Here is a 24393-nt window from a genome sequence, read left to right as displayed (position 1 = left end):
ATAGTCTCATCACAGGATATTTAAGTCCTACTAAAGTAGTACACCATAAAAGTTTGGTACATAAATTAATCGGACCCATTTTTGTGCATTTCTAAGACTTCTTCCTTTCTACAATATGGAATGACCAAAGAACTCGAGTTGTCGTCTGTTTGAAAACAAACAAAGAAGCGGCCCTTTCAGGCTCGCTTCCTTGTTTGTCACTCTATTAATTTCAACTCTCTAGCACGTACGACAGCTTGTCCCCGCCGTTTTACACCCAACTTGCCGTATATTCTAGAACTATGTGTCTTGACCGTCGTCTCTGCTATACCAAAGAGATTAGCAATCTCCCTGTTCGACAAGCCTTTTGCAATCGCTTTAATAATTTCCGTTTCACGTTCAGTCAGCGGTTCAGTCAGCCCCGGTTGTATGAGACAAGGCACCACGGACAAAGCGTTACTGTCAAAAGCCTTCGGGAATGTTGTATCCGCAGTTTCGTCTTCCAGCATCTTGAGATAAATGATCCGTGTCGCAATAAGCTCCATCATCTGAACATCCCTCTTTGTAAACACACCCGACATCTGTCGATTTTCCAAGTATAGTAGATAGGAAGCTTGTTTTCCCGGAACATCGATTGACATGCACAGAATCGACCTCTGTTTTTTTGCTGCAATATAAGCATCCCTCACCCAAAAACTCTGAAGCGCGTCATGCAGAATTAGCGGTTTCGCCGTCATCGCTGTATGACGTAAGACGCTCTCCGCATACAGGTCGGCTTCTTTTTCCTTATCAGTCCAGTAAGAAGAGTTAGCTTCAATAATGAACTCATTATTTTGACGCTTCAACAACAGACCACGCTCTGCTCCGGTTTGTCTTAGAGCCGTTTTTAAGAGATTTAACCTCCAGTCTGCCTTACTCGTCTGTGCTAACCCATTAATGATTCGTTGTAAAAGCTCGAATTGCTCTTCGCTCTTCGAGCCTTCACCTATCTTGGGGCCGTTCTGCCAAGCTAACTCTGTGATGGTTTGAGTCATATGTGCTCGCTCCTGTAATACTGGACCCTCATAACGTTTGTAAACCGGGTCCAGCAATTCAGCGTGTCTGCTTCTAATTTGAGTTACTTTGGAGGTGATTCCCCATTCGGCGTATGCCGCACAAGCATCCATCATCGTAATTGCCGCTCCGGATCGGCTAAGCAGATCATCTTGATAACATACAGCAAGCCGTTCGCAAGCAATGGCTTCGAGCAATACGTATTTTTCTGTTCTCGCTCGCTTAATTGCAGCCGTATATTGATTCATGGCGCCAAACGAATTCCCTGCAATTTGTTCACTTTCTGCTTTGATTAGCAAATATGCGGAGGACTTACTGTCTAGAAATCCTCGCCAACTCTTCATCAATCGCAATTGCGCGCGTATGGTCTTCCGAATCCGCTTACGATCCTCCCTATTCGTCTCAAAATAAAATCCAGCTAATGCCAAACTCTCGTAAACACGTTGTTTACGAACTCGCATCCAATCCAAATGAAATTCGTTTACCCTTCCTCGTTGCGACCAATACAGCGCTTCCCTGTACCTGCCCGACAGCAACGCCACCTCAAGCCGACAACCGCAACTATAGTTGTCTTCGCCCCGGTGATCCAACTCACTGTCAGTCGACACCAGTGGAATAGAAACAAAACTGTCGATCAAAGAATCGTCTTGCAGCACTGCTGTGTAACTACTCGTCAGCAGCATCATTTCCAGTATCTTGTCGTCGGCAATCTGTCGCATGTTCTCCTCAAAGTATCGGAGCAATTCATTTATGACATATGCATTCCCATGATTACCCATAACACAAAAAATTAAGGCAGAATTAGCAAAGTCATGATCGCCTGCTTCCATCCCTTGACGCATCGCATTGAACAAGACAACAGAAGATTCCAAAGGACTGTCCATTTGCTTGATCATTCCGCTCAGAAAAGTAAAAACATGCTTTTTCCTCAATGTAGAGGTGTTCGCAATTTGCAGAAACACCCCCTCAGCAATCGAAGTCGCTCGAGCAAAGCTCGGAAATGTCCTTTGCACAATCAGCTCATATCCTCCGATCATTGATGCTAACGACTCATTCACCCCTTTATGCAACCCATAACGAATAAATGGGGCATACAATTCCAGTAGCGATCGTGCATCGTGTGTAAGTAATGGAAGAAACAACAGCTCCATTAAATGGCATAATTCCTCATAATCCTCGTCAAGTGGGTTGGACAGCAGAAGGTGCTTCTCCCGTTTTCGATGTAAGAGGACCGCGGTCGAGGCCATTTCCTTGGCGATAGACAACAGGGAACTCTTCTTCCCAAGCTTCCAGCCGTACGAGCCTAGCGCCTCCATTCCAAATTGAACCGCAGTCTCATTGTCCACGAATGCATGAAATTGTATCAAAGGTGCCCAGATTTTGAGTCGCTCCGATCGGCTCAGTCGATCGCTGCTTTGGTTCAAGTCCACCAACAGTTCTTTCGCCCGTGCGCTATTGCCACCCATATACTCCGTCCAAGCTAATACCAACTGCAACTCGACATCGAGTATACCTGGTACTTCCGCCTTGCATATTGCCAGCAGATGAAGCCCATTTTCTGCATAATACTTCCCTTTTGCATAGCGCGCCGCTGCCAACGCCTCTTGTCCCGCTTGAAGATTGTACTCAATCAATTGCTTCGTTTCTTGGTCTGATAATGCCGAAGCTGCCAAGTTCAGATGATCAATCGCTGTTCTTGACAGGTCATCGTGTGACTCCTGAGTGCGATCCAGTAGGAACCGTCCAATTACCCGGTGTCGGTGGATATTGCGTCCTGAATCGAAAGCATATACCATTCGGTGAATGAATTCATGGGCAAACACATAGATCAAATCCTGTTCATCTTCTTGCTCTGCTTCGTCTTCCCGATAAATAAACCCTTCAGCTTCCGCCTCTTGAAGATTAAGGAATACCATATCCACTGATATGCCGCACACTTCGGCCAAGAGTGTTAACTGAAATACCGGACCAATTGCGGCAGCCATAGCCAAGAACTCCTTACGATCTTCCTTGAGCTTGGAGAAGCCTACCTCCAGCAAACTCAGATGTTCTTTCGATCTGCCTAGTTGCCGGGTTATTTCAGAGTCCCATACCCACTGACGTCGTCTTTCGTCAAAACGTAGTCTGTTCTCCTTTATCCATCCCTCCAGCAAGAGACGAACCGAGCCAGGATTACCACCTGTCTGATCGTGGACAGACCGCGCCAGAAGTTGAATGCGACCGGATTTCTCATATAGAGCATCAGAGATCAGCTGCCTCACATCCTCATAAGCCAGCGGTGGCAGAGTCACTTGTTCCTCTGGATTGGCACGGCATCTATAGGTTAACCATGCCAGCAAATCCTCTTGATCAAAATTCGCTACATCCCCCGTGGAAGTGATCAACTCCTCCGTACGATAAGCCCCTATTAGGAATAACCCATGCGCTTTTTGTGATAATGCAAGTTCACGAATTACCTCTTGTGTACCATTGTCGACCCACTGCAGATTGTCCATAAATAAAACAAACGGTGGCTTGCATTCAGCCATACAACAGATCAAGTCTGGCAGAAGTTCTTCAAACCGTTCCCAGACCTTCGCATCGTCCGAGATATGTGCTACCTTCGCATCGTTGTCGAACAACAGCTTGGCCTCAGGCCAGCAGGATACGATTACCTGCATTTCTGGACCGAAACCGGCTTGTAGTTTGGCTTTCAGACGTGTAATGATTTCAATCGGCTCACTCCACAGTTGATAGACCCATTCCCGCATTCCCTGAAGGATCGGCCCACATCGAATATTTTTTTGGGAAAGTTCCACTTTCATAGTGATCATCCGGCCACCATGTCGAACGACGTTTTGTTCGATTCTATGGACAAGCGCCGTTTTACCCGTTCCTTCTTTGCCTATCACCCAACGAAAGGCATTCATTCCTTGAAAAGCCTGCTCCAGCCCAGCCTCCATTTGCACCACTTCGGCACTACGTCCATACCACGATTCGGATAGGGAAAGCGTACGGATTTTATCTAAACGTCCCACTTCCAATGGCTTAAACGCTCCATCGTTATCCATCATCATATTCTGATACAATTTCAGATCTTCAAGCACCCCATATATACTCTGATAACGCTCCACCTGTGATTTGGCAAGTAATTTCATCAGTATAGCTTGCAGTGTTTCGTCTAAACTCGGTCGAATATCGGATAAAGATTGAGGTACCTTGCGGGTATGTACGGTACCCCAGTCTTCATCATTGTCAGCATGAAAAGGCAAATGTCCGGTTAACAACTCATAGAGAATAACCCCTAATGCGTAAAGATCACTGCGTTCATTCGGCACCAGATTGAATCGTGCAAATTGCTCGGGAGAACGATAAGCTGCATGACTTTCCGTATGCCAGGATACTTGAGCTGTTTTCCCCTCCCACTGCACGCTGATATGGTCAGGGCTAAGGTATCCAATTATCCTATTCCGCTCGTGTTCACGATGCACCATTTCTGCAAGTATAATAGACAGTTCAATGAACACCGCCAACTCTAAAGGGGACTGCGTTATGTACTCTCTTAAAATCTTAATAATGATGCACACCTATCTGAGTTATATTTGCGTTTCGTGAAAAGGATATTTTTGAATTTAATAATAATTTCGGCTGGATGAGATCGATTTATAAACCTAAAATAATCTTAATCCATGATGCATTTAGAGTCTAGCCACCGATATATATGCTATATATTTGCGAATGGCAAATGGTGGAATAAATAACCGCAAATATAAGTCGTTTTTTTCCTCTACGCATATATGCAGAAATAGAGATGAGCTGCGGCTTAAGAATAGCTGTCTCTATAAATTAAATCATCTTGTACAGAATGAAAAAAATAAAGAGCACCTGATTAGGTGCTCTCTAGTAACCACTATTGCGTTGCAAGTAAATCCTCTACATTGACGTTGGAAGAGGCTTGAATATCGCCATACGTCCAGAACCATTCGGCAACGTCGTTCCACTTAATGGTACTTCCCTCAATTGGCTCGCGACCTAGAAGCTTATTTAGAATAACAACGGCCTCTGCTCTTGTTAAAGGTGAATTAGGATCTTAAAAATGACTGTGCCGAAACTAGCCAATAACACTCATCTAATTTAGCTATTATCTATGGTAATCTGCTTTTATCACGCGCGTTGATTTCCATCATCTAACTGTTTAAATAGTCATCTAATCCGAAATGACACACTGTTCTTGTCCTGCGACATTTTACTACTTTTCAAGATCCCCATCACAGAGCCCACTAGTAAACTTTTCAACAAAAGTTATATTTAGCATAGTTTTACTAGTGCGTCTCTGATCAAACCATCGCAGTAAAAAAGAAGGATTCTGTCGAAGTGTTAACGTTTTGCACGGTAACGCAATCCATCTACAAGAAGAGAAACAATATTTTTCGCATGCGCTATATCACCGTTGTCTACTCCCGTACAGAGACTTGCTACCGCCCACAACAATTCATCTGGTGTAATCTTGGCACGTACTTCATCTGCAGCTGTTGCTGTTTCAATCAAAGTCTTCAGAGCTGGACTTAATTCCTCTACAAAACAAAGTGGACGCACTGATCGAAGCCGAATAGCAGCAGCTGGACATTCCTTCGGTGGCCAAACGGCGGGCAATCTCTTGGGATTGCGAGTCCTCGACCCAGAAACTAAGAAGGACGTGGACCTGTTTGACTCGCGCATCAAAGCGGGCGTGCTGTTTGCCACCGCTGGACAAGGTGGCGACAGCCTGACGACGTTCGCGGCCGAGAATATGCCGCACTTGAACGTGAGCTTCACGCACATGATCACACCCACACTTGTGATCGTCGGGGACCAGGACTATACCCCGCAAAAGTATCAGTTGACCGTCCGCGGCCCGGAATGGATGTCCGACCCCTACTTCTTAAGCCCAGGGGCCGAGAGCCTGCTCACCCTATTCGGTGCAGAACACTCACTTAGCGGAATCCCGGGTTATGAAGTTACGGAAACAACAGATGAAAATCCAGAACATGTCGCCTTAATTCAGCTGGTCTCATGGGCTTATCTTTGTCATGCGCTCGATATTGAACATGACAGCTGGACGGCAGTTCAAAAGGCTTTATCAGAAGATCCAAATCCAATCGGTCGAATTGAATCCAAGTAAACTTTCATAAGATCTAGATATGCTCCTTTACCCACCTCTCACTGGTAAAGGAGCTTTTACGTATATACTCAAAGGACAATTTACAGTGAGGGAGGTATGAAATCATTTCTTTCTGAATCCCATATGTGCAGCAAAATTTGCTCCATATATGATCGAGTTGGTGTTAGCCGCCATAATCGTTATATTGCGTCCTACAAGACTTACAAAATCAAGATAATCATCTAATAGGTAATCGGAATATGTTCTTGTCCATTTCGGCAATCGGTACAAGTTCATGTCCTCGGCTCGGGACACGAACTTGTACCGATAACATAAAAAAGCCGCTAAAATAGCGACTTCAATGGGACCATGTTTTTGTCCCTCGACAACAAAGACTGAATTTTTTTAAAGTTCCCTACTTTCATGCAATTATGCCCTTTAGTCTTTATTTAACTGAGCAGAGTTAGAACTTGATCTGTTGGTCCCCTTTCTTGCAGTACAATTTTATTTATTATCCTCAAATTTATGTGGCTCTTTAACAAAACTTTTTAAAATAAATCCACACGTTATACAAATTACATGAGTAACATCTGATCCTAATGTTAGCATCTTTTTCATAGGATATACCCTAGCTTCGCCGTGCGACTTGCCCTCCCCTAATTTTGTTCCTCCACATTCAGGACAACATTCTTCGTTTCTCATCTCGAACCTCCTTCAATGAAATTAATCTTATCATTGCTTCTATATAGACCATATGTAACTTTCTATTATCAACGTAAAGCCTATTTTTTTGTAAAAGGCTATTAGATCAACGTGTGAAATCGTATCATCTGAAACTATACCATCAGTAATATGAGTCACACCTTCTTTAATACCGATTTCAATTAGACTGTCACGAAACAAAGGAACTACCTTGAAAAATGTGCTACAACCCAACGGATCGCTACTATTTCTATAGGCGTCAGTTAGTACTCCTGCAAGGTTATCCCCTTCCTTCTTCAAAATAGAAAATTAACTTATAGCAGCTTGCTAAGCGGTAATAAGGCATGATGCATATGTCCTGCCATATGGTATTGGTATTTACGAACTTCTAAACGAAGATACTTCAGTCGTATAAGAGACACCCGTTAATTCCCAGAATTCTTGCCCATCTAGTTGATAACCAATATAACATGGATCTCCAAGTTGTATCTTAGTTACATTTTCTGACGGAATTACTACGTAAGAATTATCTTTTGTTTCTTTCGAAAACGAATCCATTATATGCACACTCCTTGTTTGATTAATGAAACTATCATTTTATTCTTTTATTAATGTGGCTGAAAGGGTTCTCTTGTTTATTGTTTGGTAACTTTGTGTCATTGTACATCTGCATTATATCTATAAATGAATTAACAGGCAAAATAACGATTAGATAAACGCCTATCGCAATGAAAACATGTTCTTGTCCCGCGAAATAAACAGCTCCCTTTCTTTCACTTCTGTGTTTTATTTTGCATTCCTCGGTCCGTCCTGTTGCAAACTTTATGCCGTGTTCTTTATCTGATAAGCCACATACCACGGAAATGTCTGGGCTGGAGGATGAAAAAAGAAGCTGCAACAAAAGGTCCGAGTAACGCCAAACCTCTTGATGCAGCTTCTTTTGTATTTCAACTCGCTTTGCACAGCGAATTCATAATCACTTTAAGCCTTGCGAAGCATTTGTCTCTCGCTTAGCTGTGAAAGCATATCCTTCGTCATGGCCTTCAGGTCGTAGCGGGCATGAAATCCCCATTCTGTTTTCGCTGCCGTCGAATCAATGGAATGCGGCCAGCTATCGGCAATTGCCTGTCTCTTCGGATCAACGTCATAATCGAGGATAAAGCCGGGAAACTCATCCCGAATCGCTGCAGCAATCGCCTCCGGATCCACGCTCATTGCGGTGACATTAAATGAATTTCGGTGTATCAACCGGGAAGAATCCGCTTCCATCAATTCGATGATAGCGTTCAGGGCATCCGGCATATACATCATGTCCATGTTTGAGTCCTTAGCGATATAAGATGTATACCGTCCAGCCGTCACAGCTGCGTAATAAATTTCCACGGCGTAATCCGTCGTTCCTCCGCCGGGAGGCGTCATATAAGATATTAAACCCGGGAATCGCAGCCCCCTAGTATCCAGGCCGTATTTGTGAAAATAATAATCACAAAGCAGTTCGCCGGACACTTTGTTCACGCCGTACATCGTATTGGGCCTCTGGATCGTATCCTGCGGGGTATTGTCTTTCGGAGTCGAAGGACCAAAAGATCCAATAGAGCTTGGAGTGAAAAATTGGCAGCCGAGCTCCCTGGATATTTCAAGTGCATTCATCAATCCGCCCATATTCAAATTCCAGGCAAGCAGCGGTTTCTCCTCTGCGGTAGCCGACAGCAGAGCAGCCAAATGGATGACGGTATCAACTTCGTACCGCTTGGCGATTTCGAACATCGCCTTATCATTCGTCACGTCCAGCAGCTCGAATGGCCCGGATCGGGTAATTTCGTGGGCTGATGACCTGAGATCCGTAGCAACGACGTGATCCGCACCATAGATTTCACGTAATTTAACAACTAACTCAGAACCAATTTGGCCCAGTGCTCCGGTCACCAAAATCTTGTTCATAAGACATTCCTCCCGAAATATACTCCCGCGAATGCAGCTAAATCAGCTTCATTTCCTTGCCAACTTTCTCATAAACGGAGATCACCTGGTCGAGCATCTCCTTGGTATGGGCAGCTGTCGGCATGTTGCGTATTCTTCCGGTTCCTTTCGGGACCGTCGGAAACACGATTGCCTTGGCGTAAACGCCTTCTTCATAGAGCCGTTTGCTGAACTGTTGGGTGGTTACTTCATCGCCAATGATACAAGGTGTGATCGGCGTTTCGCTTTGGCCCACATTATATCCAAGCCGGCTCAAGCCGTTTTTCAAATCATTGCCGTTCTCCCACAGCTTCTCGATCAACTCTTTGTCATTCATCAAAATGTCGACAGAAGCGCTGCAAGAAGCGATTGCAGCCGGAGGTAGCGATGTCGAGAACAGAAACGGACGGCTTCTCAGCTTCAACCATTCAATCAGTTGTTTTTTACCCGCCACATAACCGCCGACAACGCCGATCGCTTTGGAAAGAGTACCAATTTGAAAGTCAATGCGGTCGGACAATCCAAAATGCTTCACGGTTCCCGCACCTGCTCCGAGAACGCCCGAACCGTGGGCATCATCCACATAAGTAATCAGATCGAATTCTTCTGCTATTTTCACGATTTCGGGCAGCTTTGCTATATCACCATCCATGGAGAAAACCCCGTCGGTGATGACCATAATTTTACGGTACTGACCGGATTCCTTGGCATCTTTCGCCTGCTGTCTTAAATCATTCATATCCGAATGCTTAAAGCGAATCACCTTGGCTCTCGACAGGCGGCAGCCATCAATAATCGAAGCGTGGTTCAGCTCATCTGATAAAATCGCATCATGCTGGTCCATTACCGCGGATATAGCAGCCATATTGCAGTTAAATCCCGATTGATACACGATAACGGCTTCCGTTTTTTTGAAACGGGCCAGTTTTTCTTCAAGCTCAATATGAAGATCCATCGTACCATTAATTGTTCTCACAGCCCCTGCGCCTGCCCCGTATGTCTGCGACGCCTTAACTGAAGCATCAATCACGCGGTGATCTGTTGCAAGTCCCAAATAGTTATTGGAAGACAAATTGATTAGGGACTTTCCGTCGATACGAATAACAGGACCATTTGCACCCTGCAGCGTATCGATGACGTTATATAGACCTTTAGTCTTTAGATCTTCGATGTTCGAACTTAAAAATTGGTCCAATGCTTGACTTGACATCCCATTCCCTCCTCGATATACGTATGTCCTCGTACAGGAGACATAAGAATTCTCCAAAAAAACCTGTTATAAAAGGGATTAAACTAATTTCAATGTATCATCTTTTTTATTTATTGTACACATGTGGCGGACAAAAAAATAAAAATATCCGCACAAAAACATAGCGCGTTCTAAAAGGAGCCTCCACTTCTACTTAGACATTCATCTAATCAGAAATCGGATCATGTTCTTGTCCATTACGGTAATCGGTTTAAGTTCTTGTCCCTCGACACGCAATAAACTTTTTGATTATCTTCTTTCATCGTAATTATTAGGCCGAAATGATTTTATACTATTTATACACTAGCCAGCTTTCATGTTAAACTATCCTGCCCGTTAGTTTAACTTCGCCCTCGATTTGCGCATCTACTTTAATTTCTCATTCTAAGTATGGAATGGCAAACTCCGACCTGATGTTATCCTGATGGACCTGTACTTGCCAATAATGGACGGCATTGAAGCCAGTCGCCTCATATCGGAAGCGTATCCGGATACACGAATCATCATTTTGACCAGTTTTTCCGACCGCAGTCATATCGTACCGGCCCTTCAGGCAGGAGTTATAGAGAGGGGAGTCTTAAGAGGCTTTCCAAACGTAGCATGATGATCCTTGTTTGCGACTTTAGTAATAAATAAAACGACCGTTTCCAGGTAGAATCTGAGAAACGGTCGCAGCTTAAATAATTTTGAATAAAAATTTATATATGGGCTACGTAATGTATTTAATCTCAATGACATCCATAATTTCAATTGGAATATCTCAAAATATGGCTTTTTTGCTCAACAAGAAAGATTTCACTATGTAAAGATTTCATGTGGATTTGATTTTAATAACAGCTCATACTTTTTCTGTAATCCCCACAACTTCATTTAACCAAAGGATCTTTTCCATATCGCTCATTATCTTTAATCACTCAAAAGAGATCACCACTCTCACTTAGATATTCATCAAATCGGAAAGACAAATAACCTTGGCACTGTAGTTCTTTTTAGGACTCTTGACAACTTTCTTCCAGCCCCACTCATTTACATACCCTAACTCTTTAATTTTCTGGGCAGTCTCTTTAAATGGTATAATATCCCTTGTGAGGTGATTTGATGAACAAGATTTTAGCGATCTCGATTTTGGGAATGGGTTTAACAGGTGCTGTTTTAATCATCTCAATTGCTCTGTTGTTTAACCCTCCAATAGGAAATGTGTTGAAGATGGTTACTGCTGCTTCAACATTATCTTTTATTATATTTGCTGTTTCGGCTTTGGTATTTCGTCAGCGATTAGATAATGAAAAAAGAGAGTAATATATTTATACTTCCTCGATTTAGGACGAATGATACCCAGTAGCAATCCTAACAATGTTTCTACTCAAGAAAAAAAGCATCTCCTTCAGGAGATGCCTTTTTTCTGCTTATCTTCAGAAAATAATGAAATATATCTCCTCCAACATGCATTCTCCCCTACAAGCACCCATGCCAGAAAATAGAATCTTCTGTTTTAAGATATATAGAGTTTGTTTCTATTGAGCTGTGTCCGGCTCTAACCTCAAATATCTTACTAATGTCCTTGATCATCTCATCAATCTGATCGATTCGCCTAACATTCTCCGATTCATTTTCTTCAAGCTCTCTGGAACGTTTCCCGTTAGCGTAACGATGGATCAATACTTTTCGAGTTCCTTCTCTAAATCATTTAGTAGCACTTGAATCTCAAGAACTGCAGAATTATCTCTGTTCCAAAAGATCGACAGCTTATGCTGATCCTCCACCATATTGGGTAACCAGTCACTAATGAACTCGTCTAATGAGATACAATGTGCTTTATAATTTAACCATTCTTCATAAGCACAGTACTCTGCAAACTCTTTCCTAGGCCAGAATGAAATAAGCAATCTCTCGTTATCATCTGAAGACATTGCCCAACCGTCATCATACAACCCCCAAATTTCTTCTGAATCAGTAACCTTCTTTATAAAATATTCATATCGAATATTCGCAGGGAGTTTAATAACAGCTTCAAACTCTTTCGAGGTTATCGAATTCATTTGCGACCTCCTTGTTAGAACTTTAAATTAAATATACCACGCTAATCTGCCCGTTAGCTTAATGAATTAGCAGGCAGAGATCGAATAGATATACTTCTAATCGGCAATCGGATCATGTTCTTGTCCATTACGGTAATCGGGACAAAAACTTGTCCAAGTTCCCTACTCTCCTCCTGTTTTGTTGGAAATTTATATTAATATGATGCAAAATATCTGACAGAGCATTGCCTAATCTGTACTGATTAATAGACTCATTCTTTGAAAGAATGAAGATACATGTATCTTCATCAAAATAATACTGAACATAAGTGCTTATCCCAAGGTGATCTCCCCCATGGGAGTACCGATCGAAATTCATCTCCGAAATTATAAATAAACAACCTCATTTATGTTGCTCTTTAAAAAAATCCATCATCAAATAAGAATAACTAAAAGAGTCCGCCTAATAATTAGGTGGACTCTTACTCCTATTTCCCGTATAACTTTTGGGAAGTGATTCTTTTTTGAGTAACTACTGATAAATGCAGACTGGATATTGAGTTTAAAAATGCTGAGATGAAGAGGTTCACGGTATGGCAACAGCCAAGTACCGAGGTCTATTTCGTATGCGAATACAGACATATCTCACAGCATTTGTTGTGAATGTGAAACGAATGGTAAAGCTAGTCGAGCAAAAGCAGTCTTTGGCATTTTAAATAAATCAACAAAGCTTATGACTAAGACAAAATTCCTTTTACAAACAATGAGACACTGTGCTTGTAGAAATCTTCCTCGGTGACGAGTTGGGACTGATATTGCCCGTGAATCAGCTCGCTCATCTGAAATCCGTAGCACATCGAGAGAAAAGACATGGCGGCAAGGGGCTCATCCTGTCTGGCTATAACTTTTTTCTTCTGCAGGCGTTCAAAATATTCAACCAGCAAGGAGTGCAGCTTCACCGGTGGATCGGCCAGCACTCTGTCCAATTCGGGAAACATTCCTTTGTCGCGGATGCCAATCAAAATGATGTCCGCATTTTTATGGAAAAACAATCGGTACTGCTGACTTACATTCAGCAAATCGACTTCCGGATTATCGGTCGCGTCCTCTTTTAACAGCTTCTCAAATTGCGGAATATCCGAATGTCTTTCAATGATGGCTTCCAATATGCCTTGCTTGCTTCCAAATTGCCGGAAAATCGTAGATTCATTGACTTTAGCTTCCGTTGCAATGGCTTTGGTGCTTACTCCACGATAGCCATTCTTTTTGATGAGCCTTGTCGCGGCTTCAATGATTCTGTCTGAAGTTTGCATTGTATTTCTCCTTTTGCATATGTTAAACCTATTCTACTACAAGTTTTGTATATGCAGCAGGGTAGGGGTTCATTATTTTCATAACGTTTATTTAAGGTAAATCGCATCTCTTTTCCCAGCGGCTTGGTTCCGTAATCTTGACACGATCAGGCACCAATTGCGTGAGCGTGCCTAATTTATCAAATGTAATCTGGATTCGGTCAGAGGGCAACAGCCATTCTTCGGTCTCGATTGCGCAGCAATCCGGTATCGTCCCCATTCCTATAATCGTGCCCGGGAGTGGCGTGAAAACTTTGAGAACCTCCTCCATCACATTTGCAGGGTGTGCAGAATACTCGGATGTGCTTCCCTTCCAGTGCAGTCTCGCCCCGATATGTACATCCACATCCAATGCCAGCGGGTTGTCGATTTCATCCGGCGTTACCAGAAATGGTCCTATTCCTTTGCTCCGATCGAAATCTTTGCAGCGCGTCGGTCCGGTCATCGCCTGGAAATCCGGCCACTTCACATCGCGGACAGTACTGTCGTTAAAAATAACATAACCTGCAATGCAGTTCCCCTTCCCTGTAACAAAAGCCAGCTCCGGTTCGATATCCAGGTAGGAAGAGTACGAAGGCCAATGAATTGTATCCCCATCGCCAATTAATGCATTATGGTTACACTTGTAATAACTGAAAGTTACTTTATTCAGATCTTGCTGGAATTTTTCGGAAATTTTACGTGTGAGCTCTTCTCTTTCCGGCCCTCTATATTCTCTTTGCAGCAGATTTACGCCAGCATTTCTCAGATGTCTCGGCGTTAGCCCGAAATCGATAAGCGCAGCCGGATTCGGAACCGGCGGTAGCAGGGTTACCGCTGCAATCGGGCTGATTTCATTTTCATTGAATTGATGCAACTGTTCGATAGCATATTGCATCATTTCCTTAGCGGCATCATCACTTGCCGGCAAATAATGAAGATAGCTGTCCATACTTTCAAGACTGTCAACGAATGTTCCCTGATTTTTCATGATTGCGGCAAAAGACACGACAAATTTCTCGTTTATTACAAGCCCAAACAACGGTTCCTGGGATGTATTGGTTTGAAAGGTTACTAGTTTCATGGTTAAGCGCCTCCATCCATGTAGTGTGATGTTGTTCTGTTACTATCATATTGCATAGAACGAATGCATGCAAGTGCATGCTTGCATTTCTGTTTTCCATTCTCTACAATAAGACATAGTCAGTATGCCTTACCCCAAAACAAATACGCAAAGGAGAATTTTCATGAAGTATGGACGTGTTATTCAAAAACCTCGTGTTAAATTTATTGAAGTCGCAGATGGCGTTTTTGCCGGTATTTCGCCGTATCGCGGCATCAGTTGGGCCAATGCCGGGTTTATCAACAAGGGTGAAGGGCTGGTGTATGACACGTTCTTCGATTTGTTCCATGCGCGGGAAATGAGAGAGGCTTTTATGGAAGTAAGCAACGGCGGCTCTCCCGCATATGTGGTGAACTCGCACTATAACAGCGACCATGCCTGGGGAAACAAAGTGTTTGAAGATGCTTGCATTATTATGCACAAGGAAGCCTCCAGAGAGCGCCTCACCGAAAATATCGCCTGGATGGACAGCGTCATTAGAAGAGGAAAGGATTCTACGGAATCTACTCCGGGCGAGCGGTTTTTTGCAGCGGAATTTGAAGGATTCGACCTGGAAGGCGTAGAATGGTTGCTCCCGAATATTGAGATAAAGGACGATATAAACATCCGTCTTGGCGATACGGAAGTAATGATTTACAATGTTGCTCCGGCCCACTCTGACAGTGACTTGCTGATGTGGATGCCAAAAGAAAAAGTGCTGTTCGCCGGCGATGTGGTGTTTAACGGGTGTACGGCATACAGCGAAGAGGGAACCCTCAATTGGGTTAAAGTGCTTGACCGCATTATTGATGAAATTAAACCCGAAATCGTTATTCCAGGACATGGCGCCATCTGCGGCCTGGACTTCGTGAAGGAGCAGAGAGACTACCTCCTGAACCTGATCAGCGAGTTCAACAAGCATTACAATGACGAAATTGATGCCTTGTCCCTGACCAAGCAAATTGATATTTCCCGCTTCCTTCATTGGATTCAGCCAGAACGCTTGTATGTTACAGTGGACATCCTATTGAAAAGCAAACGAGGGTTACCACCCCTTCCAATTTGGAACGAGGTGCCTGCTAAGCTGGAAGACATGAAAGTTTTTTTGGCCGGAAAATATGGTAATCAAATCAAGCCATGGGACCCTATGAGTGTTTGGCAAGAATGAATAGCAATTGATGCTAGCCTACGAAAAACAAAAAACGGCCCTGTCGCAAACGATGCGAACAGCGGCCGTTTTTTTGAATTGTTCCACGGAATTAAAATGGGTGCTTAAAAACCGATAATGAAGAAAAATGGAGTTGGACTTATGACTTACTAGTAGAACTCTTTTAAAACGATATAACCAAAATTTGATGTTAAGTATATTTCTCTTCTTTATCCGATAATCTAATAACACAAAGATCTATCCATAATTCAAAGCAGTTTTTAAAGATGTTACCATTATATGATAGAGTACCGCATCCAGCAGCTGCAATGCTATTTTACCGTTTTCAGCCGTTTGAACGACGTCGTTTTCTCTTCTCGGTACGAGCTCAATTAAATCTCTGATTGCGACTTCATCGTCAATGACAAGTATCTTCTTCAAGTGCACCCCTTCTAGCCTTGCTCCCCAGCTTGAATCATAATTTAGCTTCATCTTAGCACAGACACTTTAGATTCCTTCACCAACTGGAAGTTGAGGTATATTCCATTGAGCCCAACATAACTTGTAATAAACCCGAAGAAAGGAGAACAATCCATGGATCTGCTCTGGGTACTCATTGTTGGTGGACTTATTGGCTGGTTAAGCGGCAACTTGATTGGGCGGGACGTACCAGGCGGTGTACTTGGGAACATTATTGCGGGTTTTATCGGTTCCTGGTTAGGTACGGAATTGCTGGGACCAAGGGGGCCGGTGATTGGCGGATTTCATATTATTCCCGCCATCGTTGGCTCGATTATTGCCCTGCTCATCTTCTTCGCTCTGGCACGCGGCGGAGCCTTCCGAAGACGTTAACAAAGAGAGGCGGAAACCGATACCGTCGTTCATTAGATATTTTTATAAAGATGCTGCCAGGGCATAAAGGTACAGGATAAACAAAAAAGGACCGAAAGCAATCATCGATGGAAGATGAACACTTACGGGTCCTTTTTTTTATTTTTGTACTAATTTCATCCATTCTTTCAGTGCCTGAACAACCTGCTGAAGCTGTTCCTGACCTGTAACCTTAGGCGCGCTGTCTCCCTTTTGCATCCGGTAGGAGCCAAGTTGACCATGGTTGCCACCCTTTATACTCACGAATGTCGTGTTTTTCGGAAGATTGGTTTTGGCTTTTTTCCACGCTTCCCTGTTCAGAACACCATCATTACTTGATGTCACTCCTCAGTCAGGTTGGGAACTTTATGTCTTTCTACATTTTTATTTTTCTATATATTCCCGATTACATGAGCGTTTCTATTCCAAATTCTTTATAATTTTCCCAGGAACACCTGCAGCAATCGTATTGGGTGGAACGTCCTTGGTGACCACTGCACCTGCAGCAACGATAGAATTTTCTCCGATCGTAACCCCAGGCATGATCATCGTGCCTGCACCAAGCCAAGCGTTTTTCTTGATGACTATTGGAGTAGATATCGTGGAGCGTCTTTCAGCTGGTTCCAGCGGGTGGTTAATGGTAATCAGGTTAACTTTTGGACCTATCAATACGTTATCTTCGAGGGTTATCCCACCTCTGTCCATAAAAGTACAAGCATGATTGATAAACACATTTCTTCCCACTCTGATATTCTTGCCAAAATCCGTGTAAAAAGGAGGAAGAAGTCCAAACGATTCATCCACCTCTACTCCCGTTAATTTCGAAAACAATCCTCTGACTTCTTTCGCTTCATGATATGAGTTGTTTAATTGCATTGTAATTTTCTGTGCTTCAACAATAAGATCATGAATTTTATAATACTCCGGGTCATTTAAAGAAATTAACTCGCCATTTTTATCTCGTTCAAGAATGTCTTTGGGTTTCATTTCACTTTACTCCTTTTCCATATAGATAAACTAATCAGTAGTCTTCCTTCTCTAGATAACTTCACCTCTGGAAACATTCCTGCGGTTTATTCTGCAAGCGACCAGGTGACTTGTACATGCCCTGAACCAAGCGTAGCTGCCAAATTAGACGGATCGTCAACACTTCCGAGTAGTACATACCCGCCATAAGAATTGGAGAAAGTCTGATAAAAAAGCACCAAAGTGTTTCCGGACCAGGACATAATTTCACCGGCATGAATGGTTTCAGGGCGTTCGGTAGATGCAGCAGGAAGCTCCTCGGGCAGATCATTATACTTTTCTAGCCCATTCAGTTCTTTCATTTGGATGGTCATCGGAAATTGCGCTATCAGGGCTTGTGTCGTTTCATTGTTATTTAAAGTTGCTGTAAACGTGCTGCCGCCAACAATAATATGGATGGGAATCACGCTGTTTTCCTCCGTCTGATGATCTACTGTTTCAGCCGTTACCTCCAGATTTTACGAATCCTCTCCATTCGAACCGGTTCAGGGTTGTCTCTGCCGCAATGTAGTCGTTTAGTCAAACGCGATTTTGATCGTTTACACGACATGTGTATAATATTATATTGAATCTAGGCACTTACAATCGTTAAATGATCTGTGTTTGTCGATTATTCTACAAAATCCCCTGAATTGACTATTAACTAAGAGAGCTTGGTGTAAATTCGTGCCTAAAATAGATCGAAGAATACTCAAATCACAGGAAGCAATAAAAAAGGCCGTCATTGAATTGATGTCAGAAAAGAATTTCGATTCCATTACGATCCAGGAGATTTCCAACAGGGCAAATGTTCACAGGGCAACCATCTACCTGCATTACACAGATAAATTTGATCTGCTGGATAAACTGATTGAAGAGCATATTAACAACATGAAGGACATCAACCAATATGCATGTGAAATGGAGTGGAGTGAAGCGAATCTGGTCTATTTCGAATACTTTGAGCGCAATTATTTATTCTTTTCAACGATGTTGGCGAGTAAAGGAGCTCCTTCTTTTCGTGCCCGGTTCCTTGAGTTTCTTATTGAAGAATATAAAGGTGAAGTAAATATGAACGAAGAAAGAAACCAGGGATTGGATGAATTGATTGTGGGCTCCTTTATGGGAACAGCTTTTGTAGGAATAGTGGAATGGTGGATCACGAACGGGATGCCGTATCCACCTCATGTCATGGCAAACCAGGTTGGGGTCTTGCTTGAGAGGGTTGTATAAGAGGGATATCAAACGAACGAAACAAAAAAGCTGCTAATTCAGCAGCTCCAGGCTATCGAGACATTCTCGGCAGCTTGAGCCCTGTTTAGCAGAGAGGTTTTATCCGTGCCTATTCAATATGATTATACTCCTCGAAATCGTAATTCGTTCATCATGGCAAGCAAAGTCAATTTGAAACTAGTCGTATTTACAACAAATATCCCAACGGACACCAGACTCTATACCCTTGCGCAGAACCCATGGCATAATCCACGCCCCCATTAAAATGAACCAGGCCCGCTCGAAGTCCATCCGACATTCCCACCAGATCAAGCTTGGTATCCACCTGTAGCCCTGTCGTCATGAGGTAACGTTGAGATAGCGTATTGCCAGCCCGGAAAAAGCCACTTTCCTTGATAGGTCTGAATCCCTTCAGTCGCAAATGTCCCGGCTGTTCAGCGAGAGACCAGTAATCCGCCCATAAAATACCATTGTCCATCTGGTGTATGCCTTCCCCTTTATAACAATTCACATATACTCTGAATACTCCTTCATGATATTGAATGGAAACGCCTGCAAGCGATCATATGCCGGTTTCGTTTTATCCAGCTTGCTCTGATTTCGAATATCATAATCCAGCGATCCACTGGGACGGTTCCTGAAGTCCTCGAACGCACTCGCCCATGGCTCTGCACCAATGGCAACCTTCTCCTGCATTAGCTTCAGCGCATCACCAGTGAAACCCACGGAAGGATGTACGAATCCTGACGGGCTTACCGTCTCCAAGATTGCTGGCTGGGTATGGATAACCGAATCATCGGCGGCCACCCTGCCGGGAACGTAACTTATAACCGCACAGATGCTTACGACCAACACACGAATAACCATCCATTTAACAAGGTTATAGCACTACTTCATTTCTATTGCCTCCTGATTCGCTTAAATGTAGAATTCATCATTATTGCCTCTGGATTTTCTGCTGTCTTCTCCTTTCCTTTGGGATATTTTTCTTCATGAAGCGTAAATAAAATCCGGTCTGAAGTGAACCCAAATTTCAATAAAAAAAGTAGGTGAAAACTATTTTTTTCATAAATAAATCATCGACAGGCACCATACGAATAGATTTTTGCAAATATAAAAGACCGTTTCCCGAAAGAATACGGGAAAACGGTCATAGTTAAAAAGTATCTTTTTCCCTGTCTATTAACAGGCATATGAACATACTAGAAATCAAGGGCATCAGATATTCAGAGAATCGCTCCTCCTAAGTAAGGGAATATAACTTTAGCTTTGTTTTATAATCCTCCCTCGTCACCTTGCTCCTCCTGCACAATTCGAGCAATGTGAATCATCAAATATAATAATTCCTCGTTCGATATGGAGATATCCAGCATGTTTTGTACGTAGGTTTTGATCATCTCCGCGCATTTGTATTCAAGCGGATGCTCCTTCGCCATGTGTTGAAATATAAAATCTTTCGCCGAATTGCCCAGACGCCCTTCTTGTAAACGCTGGATGAAGAATTGCAAATGTGTGACGAGTCTCACATAATGGATGGAATTTTTGTTCAATTGTATATCAAAGGTGTATTGAATCAGGTTAAAAATATCTTTTAACATCTTAACGGATTGCATCGTGCGCTCCATATTCTGCTCATGTGTTTGGGCATTCACGAAATGAAAAGCGATATTACCTGCTTCTTCTTCCGGCAGTTCAATGCCCAGTTCTAGATTCAGCATCTGAACGGATTCAACCCCCAGTTCGAACTCGACAGGATGAAACCTCTGGATCTCCCATAACATGCGATTCTGTAATGCTACCCCTTTTTTCCATCGCTCAATAGCAAACGACAAGTGATCCATAAGCGTAAAGAAGATTTGATCGTCAAGAGACAGCTTTTCTTTGGCATTGGAAATCAGTTTGTTTATGACATTCACATGTTTTTCTGGCATGTTTTCGATGGTTCGTACGTAAGCCTGGGCAGACGGATTATTTTGCAGAATGAATCGTTTCTGGATGTGCTCCTCATCGAGTCGCTCGCCGACTTTGCCTTTGAATGCCAAGCCTTTTCCCATGACAATCATTTCTTGTCCCTGTTCATCTTTGGTCAGAAGCAAGCTGTTATTCAATATTTTGATTACTCTCATGCATTCATCACGATCCTTTATTCTTTCGTGACCGCCTGATCCGAGTTTCCGATACATCTGCCATTCTGTTTAATGACCTCCTGATACCACGAGAAGCTTTTCTTCTTCAAGCGCTTCAAGTCTTTCAGATCCTGTTCACCGCGGTTTACATAGATCATGCCGTAACGTTTCCCATAACCTTGATGAGTGCTTACCACGTCAATCACGGACCAAGGGCAATAACCAATCACATCTACCCCATCCGTTAGAGCCAGTCTGACCTGTTCCAGGTGTTTCTTAATAAAATCAATCCGGTACGTATCGTTAATGGTGTGATCTGCCTCCAGTACATCCGGAGCACCTATACCATTTTCCGTAATTAGAATCGGGAGACCATATCGTTCACATACCTTACGTAATGTTAGCCTCAGGCCAACCGGGTCAATGACCCAGCCATATTTTGTTTTTTCGGTATAAGGATTCTCCGCGGCCCGGTATACTCCCTGCTCGCCAAGCATGATTTGCTGATCACCCGCACGAGCTGTAACATCCGACGCATTGCCCGTACTGGCGGCAATGGTTGCCGTCGAATAATAATTGATTGCTACCAGATCGGGGCGGCCAGACCGGATATCATCCATGTCACCCTGCTCAATAACCGGCTCAATGCCACGTTCATGTAAATAACTCCAGAATAATGGGTTATACCGTCCCCATACTGATAAGTCGAGAAAACCCCATCCGCGAATCGTCTCCCAGTTATGTGCAGCGATTGCATCTGCTGGTCTGGAGGTTGCCTGGTACATGGAAGTCATGTTCAATGCAGGACCGATCTTGCCTTGCGGGAGCATGTCATGAAATAGTCGCATCGTTCTGCCTTGAGCCACAAACATGTGATGATTTTGCTGATACAGTTCCTTACTGGAAGGCAAACGTCCGCCCTTCGGTGTGCCAATGGCTCCCGGATGAAGAATCATCGTATTTTGCTCATTAATGGTCAACCAATATTTCACTTTATGCCCGTAATGCTCAAACAAGATACGCCCGTACTCGACAAAAGCATCGATCGTTTCCCGGTTGTTCCATCCTCCCGTTTTCTCAAGCTCGTAAGGTAAGTCGAAATGGTACATGGTCACAATGGGTTCGATACCATGGAGCAGCAATTCGTCAATCAATTGGTGATAGTAATTGAGTCCTTTTTCATTAACAGCTCCTGTGCCCGAAGGCAAGATTCGAGTCCATGCAATCGAAAAACGATATGCTTTGAGGCCCAGCTCTGCAAAAAGCTTCACGTCTTCTCTGAATCGGTGATAGTGGTCGCTCGCTACTGTGAAATCGGCGGTTCCGGCCGGATGATCACACATATCGATGACGGACAGACCTTTGCCATCTTCGTTCCAGGCTCCCTCCACTTGATAAGCAGAGGTAGAGCCTCCCCACAGAAATTCATTGGGGAACGGTTTGATGTGTTGATATAACATCTCAAGCACTCCTTCATTTTAATGTTTATGACGGACCGTATTAAGCTTGTTATGAAAGGTGGATAATAGTCGCTCCAACCTCCACAGGACTCTGCTGCTCCAGCTTAATATCCGGGAAACGATCCGAATTGGCGATAATGATCGGGGTTATAACTTCATATCCTTCCGCCTTGATGGCATCGATATCGAAGCTGATCAACAAGTCACCCCGTTGTACCCGATCCCCCACTTTAATGGAAGAGTTGAAATGTCTCCCCTTCAGGTTGACGGTATCCACTCCAATATGAATGAGTACCTCTTCTCCATCATAACCATTTAATTTGACCGCATGTTTGGAGTCCATGAAAGCCGTAACTTCACCTGTGATTGGTGCATACAGTTCTCCTTTTGCAGGGATAATTGCAGCGCCTTTACCCAGCAATCCCAAAGAGAAAACATCGTCTGGTACACGGTCCAGATGGACTAATTCCCCTTGCATCGGGCTGGCGATCGTAAGTGGGCGTAATTCATTTTGGCTCGGTACATTTGCATTTGTTGTTGCAACAGACTGCGTGCCGGCCGTGTTGTCTTTAACAGGCTGCCCGGAAAGCATCTTGTCATCGTTAACATTGGAATTGCCTTCTTCTTCATCGTCTACTGGATCTTCAAAACCAATGATCCATGTCAGGGCAAAGGTAACGATAAAAGCAATCAGACAAGTCACAATAGCATGAACGATGTTCATCGGATTGCTGCCAATGAAGGCAGGTAACGCGGCAAGCCCTGGAGAAACGAAGGCATAACGTACTAATCCGGTCAGACCAGCGTATATCCCTGCTACGCCACCACCAATCATTGCGGCAATTAAGGGTTTCTTCAGTTTCAGTGTTACACCGTACAAGGAGGGTTCCGTGATGCCCAGCACAGCGGTGAAACCGGATGAAGCAGCGAGCTGTTTCAGTTTTTTGTTTTTGGTTTTTAATGCTACAGCAAGCGTAGCCCCACCTTGAGCAATATTGGACGCTAGCATTCCCGGACCGTTGATCATTTCATATCCATTTTTGGTCAGTTGGCTAGTTGCAATCGGCGTCATCGCCCATGCAGTGCCTGTCACGATCAGGAACGGTTGCAAAGTTCCCATTAACAAAGGAATCAGCCAACTGGCTCTGGCATTAATCGCTTCTGCACCCAGCGCAACCAGATCATTCAGGTACGTTCCGAAAGGCCCGATCGCCACCAATGCAAGAGGTGCTGTAATCAATAGCACAATCATCGGTTTCGTGAAAAATTTGATCATTGAGGGCGATACTCGATCCGCGAAACGTTCAATATAAGACATGAGCCAAACGACAATAATAATTGGCAGCACGGAACCTGCGTAATCGGTTAGTCGAACTGGAACACCGATGAAAAACACGTCTTTTCCTTCCGCCATCAGGGCGCTCCATCCCGGGTGTAACAAAACACCAGCAACGGTCATCGCCAGAATTGGACTTGTTTCGAACTTAATGGAAGCTCCATAAGCCAGCAGAATAGGCATGAAATAAAACGCCGCATCCGCAATGGTGTTAAGGATGTAATAGTTTTGGCTTTCTGTAGTTACGAGGCCTGTCAGCACAAGTACGGCTAATATCGCTTTGATCATACCCGCGCCAATAATTGCCGGTATTACCGGAGTAAATGTCGTCGAGATTACGCTTATGAATCTGGAAATCCAGCTCTGTTTCTGCTTTGGTCCGTTATTTTTGCCGGAATCTGATTTGGACTCCGCACTTTGGGTTGCTGAACCCATCTGCTGAGTGATAACTCGGTAGACCTGCTGCACCTCATTGCCCACGACAACCTGGTATTGTCCACCATTGTTCACAACGGTAATGACACCTGGAAGAGCTTTGAGTTTTTCTGTCTCCGCTTTGGAGATATCGTACAGTTCGAACCGAAGTCGGGTTGCGCAGTGCGTAAGCCGAGCAATATTATCCTTCTTTCCAACCAATTCCGTAATCTCTTGTCCCAACTTGCGATAATCCATACCTTTGCCTCATTTCTGAAATTGGATATAAA

The 24393-nt window shown here is 43.6% G+C and carries 22 protein-coding genes and 2 pseudogenes; 7 read left to right on the top strand and 17 right to left on the bottom strand.

Annotation, left to right across the window (positions count from 1 at the left end; genetic code table 11):
* Positions 1–197: 197 nt before the first annotated feature.
* Positions 198–4442: a BREX system ATP-binding domain-containing protein gene (locus CRO25_RS05775; protein WP_179132061.1), complete on the bottom strand. Its 4245-nt coding sequence runs from the start codon at positions 4440–4442 to the stop codon at positions 198–200.
* 946 nt (positions 4443–5388) lie between these two features.
* Positions 5389–5607 (bottom strand): hypothetical protein, encoded by a 219-nt coding sequence (locus CRO25_RS33220; protein WP_179132057.1) that lies wholly within the window; start codon positions 5605–5607, stop codon positions 5389–5391.
* Between the two features lie 61 nt (positions 5608–5668).
* Here CRO25_RS33220 and CRO25_RS05770 point away from each other — a divergent pair, with 61 nt between their 5' ends.
* Positions 5669–6172 carry a hypothetical protein gene (locus CRO25_RS05770; RefSeq protein WP_197521399.1) on the top strand — a complete coding sequence of 168 codons (504 nt, stop codon included), beginning with the start codon at positions 5669–5671 and terminating at the stop codon, positions 6170–6172.
* Between the two features lie 483 nt (positions 6173–6655).
* Here the strand turns inward: CRO25_RS05770 and CRO25_RS05765 are convergent, their stop codons facing one another.
* From CRO25_RS05765 to CRO25_RS05745, 3 genes are all read right to left on the bottom strand, one after another.
* Complete coding sequence (locus CRO25_RS05765; protein ID WP_063567440.1) at positions 6656–6853, bottom strand: hypothetical protein; 198 nt, start codon at positions 6851–6853, stop codon at positions 6656–6658.
* A gap of 981 nt (positions 6854–7834) precedes the next feature.
* Positions 7835–8794 carry an L-threonine 3-dehydrogenase gene (locus CRO25_RS05750; RefSeq protein ID WP_079693617.1) on the bottom strand — a complete coding sequence of 320 codons (960 nt, stop codon included), beginning with the start codon at positions 8792–8794 and terminating at the stop codon, positions 7835–7837.
* A gap of 37 nt (positions 8795–8831) precedes the next feature.
* Entirely contained in the window at positions 8832–10022 is a 1191-nt protein-coding gene (locus CRO25_RS05745; protein ID WP_079693618.1) for a glycine C-acetyltransferase, read from the bottom strand.
* Positions 10023–10473: 451 nt separating this feature from the next.
* Between CRO25_RS05745 and CRO25_RS05740 the strand changes: the two are divergent.
* Together CRO25_RS05740 and CRO25_RS05735 are read left to right on the top strand one after the other, a co-directional pair.
* Positions 10474–10665, top strand: a pseudogene (locus CRO25_RS05740) (response regulator); the annotation flags it as partial.
* Positions 10666–11159: 494 nt separating this feature from the next.
* The gene (locus CRO25_RS05735; protein ID WP_063567445.1) at positions 11160–11360 is read left to right on the top strand and encodes a hypothetical protein; all 201 of its coding nucleotides are present in this window, start codon (positions 11160–11162) and stop codon (positions 11358–11360) included.
* Positions 11361–11716: 356 nt separating this feature from the next.
* Here the strand turns inward: CRO25_RS05735 and CRO25_RS05725 are convergent, their stop codons facing one another.
* Entirely contained in the window at positions 11717–12100 is a 384-nt protein-coding gene (locus CRO25_RS05725) for a DUF2750 domain-containing protein (RefSeq protein ID WP_079693620.1), read from the bottom strand.
* Between the two features lie 534 nt (positions 12101–12634).
* Between CRO25_RS05725 and CRO25_RS33800 the strand changes: the two are divergent.
* Positions 12635–12795, top strand: a pseudogene (locus CRO25_RS33800) (transposase); the annotation flags it as partial.
* A 21-nt stretch (positions 12796–12816) separates the two neighbouring features.
* Here CRO25_RS33800 and CRO25_RS05710 read toward each other — a convergent pair.
* The gene (locus tag CRO25_RS05710) at positions 12817–13392 is read right to left on the bottom strand and encodes a TetR/AcrR family transcriptional regulator (protein ID WP_079693622.1); all 576 of its coding nucleotides are present in this window, start codon (positions 13390–13392) and stop codon (positions 12817–12819) included.
* A gap of 91 nt (positions 13393–13483) precedes the next feature.
* A complete protein-coding gene (locus CRO25_RS05705) occupies positions 13484–14494 on the bottom strand; it encodes a fumarylacetoacetate hydrolase family protein (RefSeq protein WP_079693623.1) in 1011 nt (336 codons plus the stop codon).
* Positions 14495–14657: 163 nt separating this feature from the next.
* Between CRO25_RS05705 and CRO25_RS05700 the strand changes: the two genes are divergently transcribed.
* Positions 14658–15680: an MBL fold metallo-hydrolase gene (locus tag CRO25_RS05700; protein ID WP_079693624.1), complete on the top strand. Its 1023-nt coding sequence runs from the start codon at positions 14658–14660 to the stop codon at positions 15678–15680.
* A 237-nt stretch (positions 15681–15917) separates the two neighbouring features.
* Here the strand turns inward: CRO25_RS05700 and CRO25_RS33795 are convergent, their stop codons facing one another.
* Positions 15918–16151: a response regulator transcription factor gene (locus tag CRO25_RS33795; RefSeq protein WP_257018530.1), complete on the bottom strand. Its 234-nt coding sequence runs from the start codon at positions 16149–16151 to the stop codon at positions 15918–15920.
* A gap of 102 nt (positions 16152–16253) precedes the next feature.
* Between CRO25_RS33795 and CRO25_RS05690 the strand changes: the two genes are divergently transcribed.
* The gene (locus CRO25_RS05690) at positions 16254–16511 is read left to right on the top strand and encodes a GlsB/YeaQ/YmgE family stress response membrane protein (protein WP_024630063.1); all 258 of its coding nucleotides are present in this window, start codon (positions 16254–16256) and stop codon (positions 16509–16511) included.
* 138 nt (positions 16512–16649) lie between these two features.
* On the opposite strand, the gene CRO25_RS05685 is transcribed toward CRO25_RS05690, so the two are convergent.
* The 3 genes from CRO25_RS05685 to CRO25_RS05675 form a co-directional block, all read right to left on the bottom strand.
* Entirely contained in the window at positions 16650–16874 is a 225-nt protein-coding gene (locus CRO25_RS05685; protein ID WP_079693625.1) for an alpha/beta hydrolase, read from the bottom strand.
* A gap of 75 nt (positions 16875–16949) precedes the next feature.
* Positions 16950–17516 (bottom strand): sugar O-acetyltransferase, encoded by a 567-nt coding sequence (locus CRO25_RS05680; protein ID WP_079693626.1) that lies wholly within the window; start codon positions 17514–17516, stop codon positions 16950–16952.
* Between the two features lie 86 nt (positions 17517–17602).
* On the bottom strand, positions 17603–17962 hold the full coding sequence (locus CRO25_RS05675; RefSeq protein ID WP_079693627.1) for a cyclophilin-like fold protein: 360 nt from the start codon (positions 17960–17962) through the stop codon (positions 17603–17605).
* A 259-nt stretch (positions 17963–18221) separates the two neighbouring features.
* Here CRO25_RS05675 and CRO25_RS05670 point away from each other — a divergent pair, with 259 nt between their 5' ends.
* Positions 18222–18767, top strand: coding sequence for a TetR/AcrR family transcriptional regulator (locus CRO25_RS05670; protein WP_063567455.1), 546 nt, complete (start codon positions 18222–18224; stop codon positions 18765–18767).
* Between the two features lie 187 nt (positions 18768–18954).
* Here CRO25_RS05670 and CRO25_RS05665 read toward each other — a convergent pair whose 3' ends face one another.
* The 5 genes from CRO25_RS05665 to CRO25_RS05645 all read right to left on the bottom strand — a co-directional run bounded on the left by CRO25_RS05665 (position 18955) and on the right by CRO25_RS05645 (position 24361).
* Entirely contained in the window at positions 18955–19245 is a 291-nt protein-coding gene (locus tag CRO25_RS05665; protein ID WP_143806487.1) for a hypothetical protein, read from the bottom strand.
* A gap of 29 nt (positions 19246–19274) precedes the next feature.
* On the bottom strand, positions 19275–19634 hold the full coding sequence (locus tag CRO25_RS05660; RefSeq protein WP_143806488.1) for a hypothetical protein: 360 nt from the start codon (positions 19632–19634) through the stop codon (positions 19275–19277).
* 407 nt (positions 19635–20041) lie between these two features.
* The gene (gene licT / locus CRO25_RS05655) at positions 20042–20893 is read right to left on the bottom strand and encodes a BglG family transcription antiterminator LicT (RefSeq protein ID WP_064640837.1); all 852 of its coding nucleotides are present in this window, start codon (positions 20891–20893) and stop codon (positions 20042–20044) included.
* Positions 20894–20910: 17 nt separating this feature from the next.
* On the bottom strand, positions 20911–22353 hold the full coding sequence (locus CRO25_RS05650) for a glycoside hydrolase family 1 protein (RefSeq protein WP_079693629.1): 1443 nt from the start codon (positions 22351–22353) through the stop codon (positions 20911–20913).
* Positions 22354–22402: 49 nt separating this feature from the next.
* Complete coding sequence (locus CRO25_RS05645; protein WP_079693630.1) at positions 22403–24361, bottom strand: beta-glucoside-specific PTS transporter subunit IIABC; 1959 nt, start codon at positions 24359–24361, stop codon at positions 22403–22405.
* Between the last annotated feature and the right edge of the window lie 32 nt (positions 24362–24393).

The organism is Paenibacillus sp. RU5M (genome assembly GCF_900221055.1).
GTDB lineage: Bacteria > Bacillota > Bacilli > Paenibacillales > Paenibacillaceae > Paenibacillus > Paenibacillus marchantiae.
The sequence above is the reverse complement of the archived record's forward strand: the minus strand, read 5'-3'. Positions and strand labels throughout refer to the sequence as shown.

What these genes read in the sequence shown, in the direction of transcription:
- CRO25_RS05765 (WP_063567440.1), bottom strand. Translation starts at nt 6,853, where the DNA reads ATGAGAAACGAAGAATGTTGTCCTGAATGTGGAGGAACAAAATTAGGG.
- CRO25_RS05750 (WP_079693617.1), bottom strand. Translation starts at nt 8,794, where the DNA reads ATGAACAAGATTTTGGTGACCGGAGCACTGGGCCAAATTGGTTCTGAG.
- CRO25_RS05745 (WP_079693618.1), bottom strand. Translation starts at nt 10,022, where the DNA reads ATGTCAAGTCAAGCATTGGACCAATTTTTAAGTTCGAACATCGAAGAT.
- CRO25_RS05735 (WP_063567445.1), top strand. Translation starts at nt 11,160, where the DNA reads ATGAACAAGATTTTAGCGATCTCGATTTTGGGAATGGGTTTAACAGGT.
- CRO25_RS05725 (WP_079693620.1), bottom strand. Translation starts at nt 12,100, where the DNA reads ATGAATTCGATAACCTCGAAAGAGTTTGAAGCTGTTATTAAACTCCCT.
- CRO25_RS05710 (WP_079693622.1), bottom strand. Translation starts at nt 13,392, where the DNA reads ATGCAAACTTCAGACAGAATCATTGAAGCCGCGACAAGGCTCATCAAA.
- CRO25_RS05705 (WP_079693623.1), bottom strand. Translation starts at nt 14,494, where the DNA reads ATGAAACTAGTAACCTTTCAAACCAATACATCCCAGGAACCGTTGTTT.
- CRO25_RS05700 (WP_079693624.1), top strand. Translation starts at nt 14,658, where the DNA reads ATGAAGTATGGACGTGTTATTCAAAAACCTCGTGTTAAATTTATTGAA.
- CRO25_RS33795 (WP_257018530.1), bottom strand. Translation starts at nt 16,151, where the DNA reads ATGAAGCTAAATTATGATTCAAGCTGGGGAGCAAGGCTAGAAGGGGTG.
- CRO25_RS05690 (WP_024630063.1), top strand. Translation starts at nt 16,254, where the DNA reads ATGGATCTGCTCTGGGTACTCATTGTTGGTGGACTTATTGGCTGGTTA.
- CRO25_RS05680 (WP_079693626.1), bottom strand. Translation starts at nt 17,516, where the DNA reads ATGAAACCCAAAGACATTCTTGAACGAGATAAAAATGGCGAGTTAATT.
- CRO25_RS05665 (WP_143806487.1), bottom strand. Translation starts at nt 19,245, where the DNA reads ATGGACAATGGTATTTTATGGGCGGATTACTGGTCTCTCGCTGAACAG.
- CRO25_RS05660 (WP_143806488.1), bottom strand. Translation starts at nt 19,634, where the DNA reads ATGGTTATTCGTGTGTTGGTCGTAAGCATCTGTGCGGTTATAAGTTAC.
- licT (WP_064640837.1), bottom strand. Translation starts at nt 20,893, where the DNA reads ATGAGAGTAATCAAAATATTGAATAACAGCTTGCTTCTGACCAAAGAT.
- CRO25_RS05650 (WP_079693629.1), bottom strand. Translation starts at nt 22,353, where the DNA reads ATGTTATATCAACACATCAAACCGTTCCCCAATGAATTTCTGTGGGGA.
- CRO25_RS05645 (WP_079693630.1), bottom strand. Translation starts at nt 24,361, where the DNA reads ATGGATTATCGCAAGTTGGGACAAGAGATTACGGAATTGGTTGGAAAG.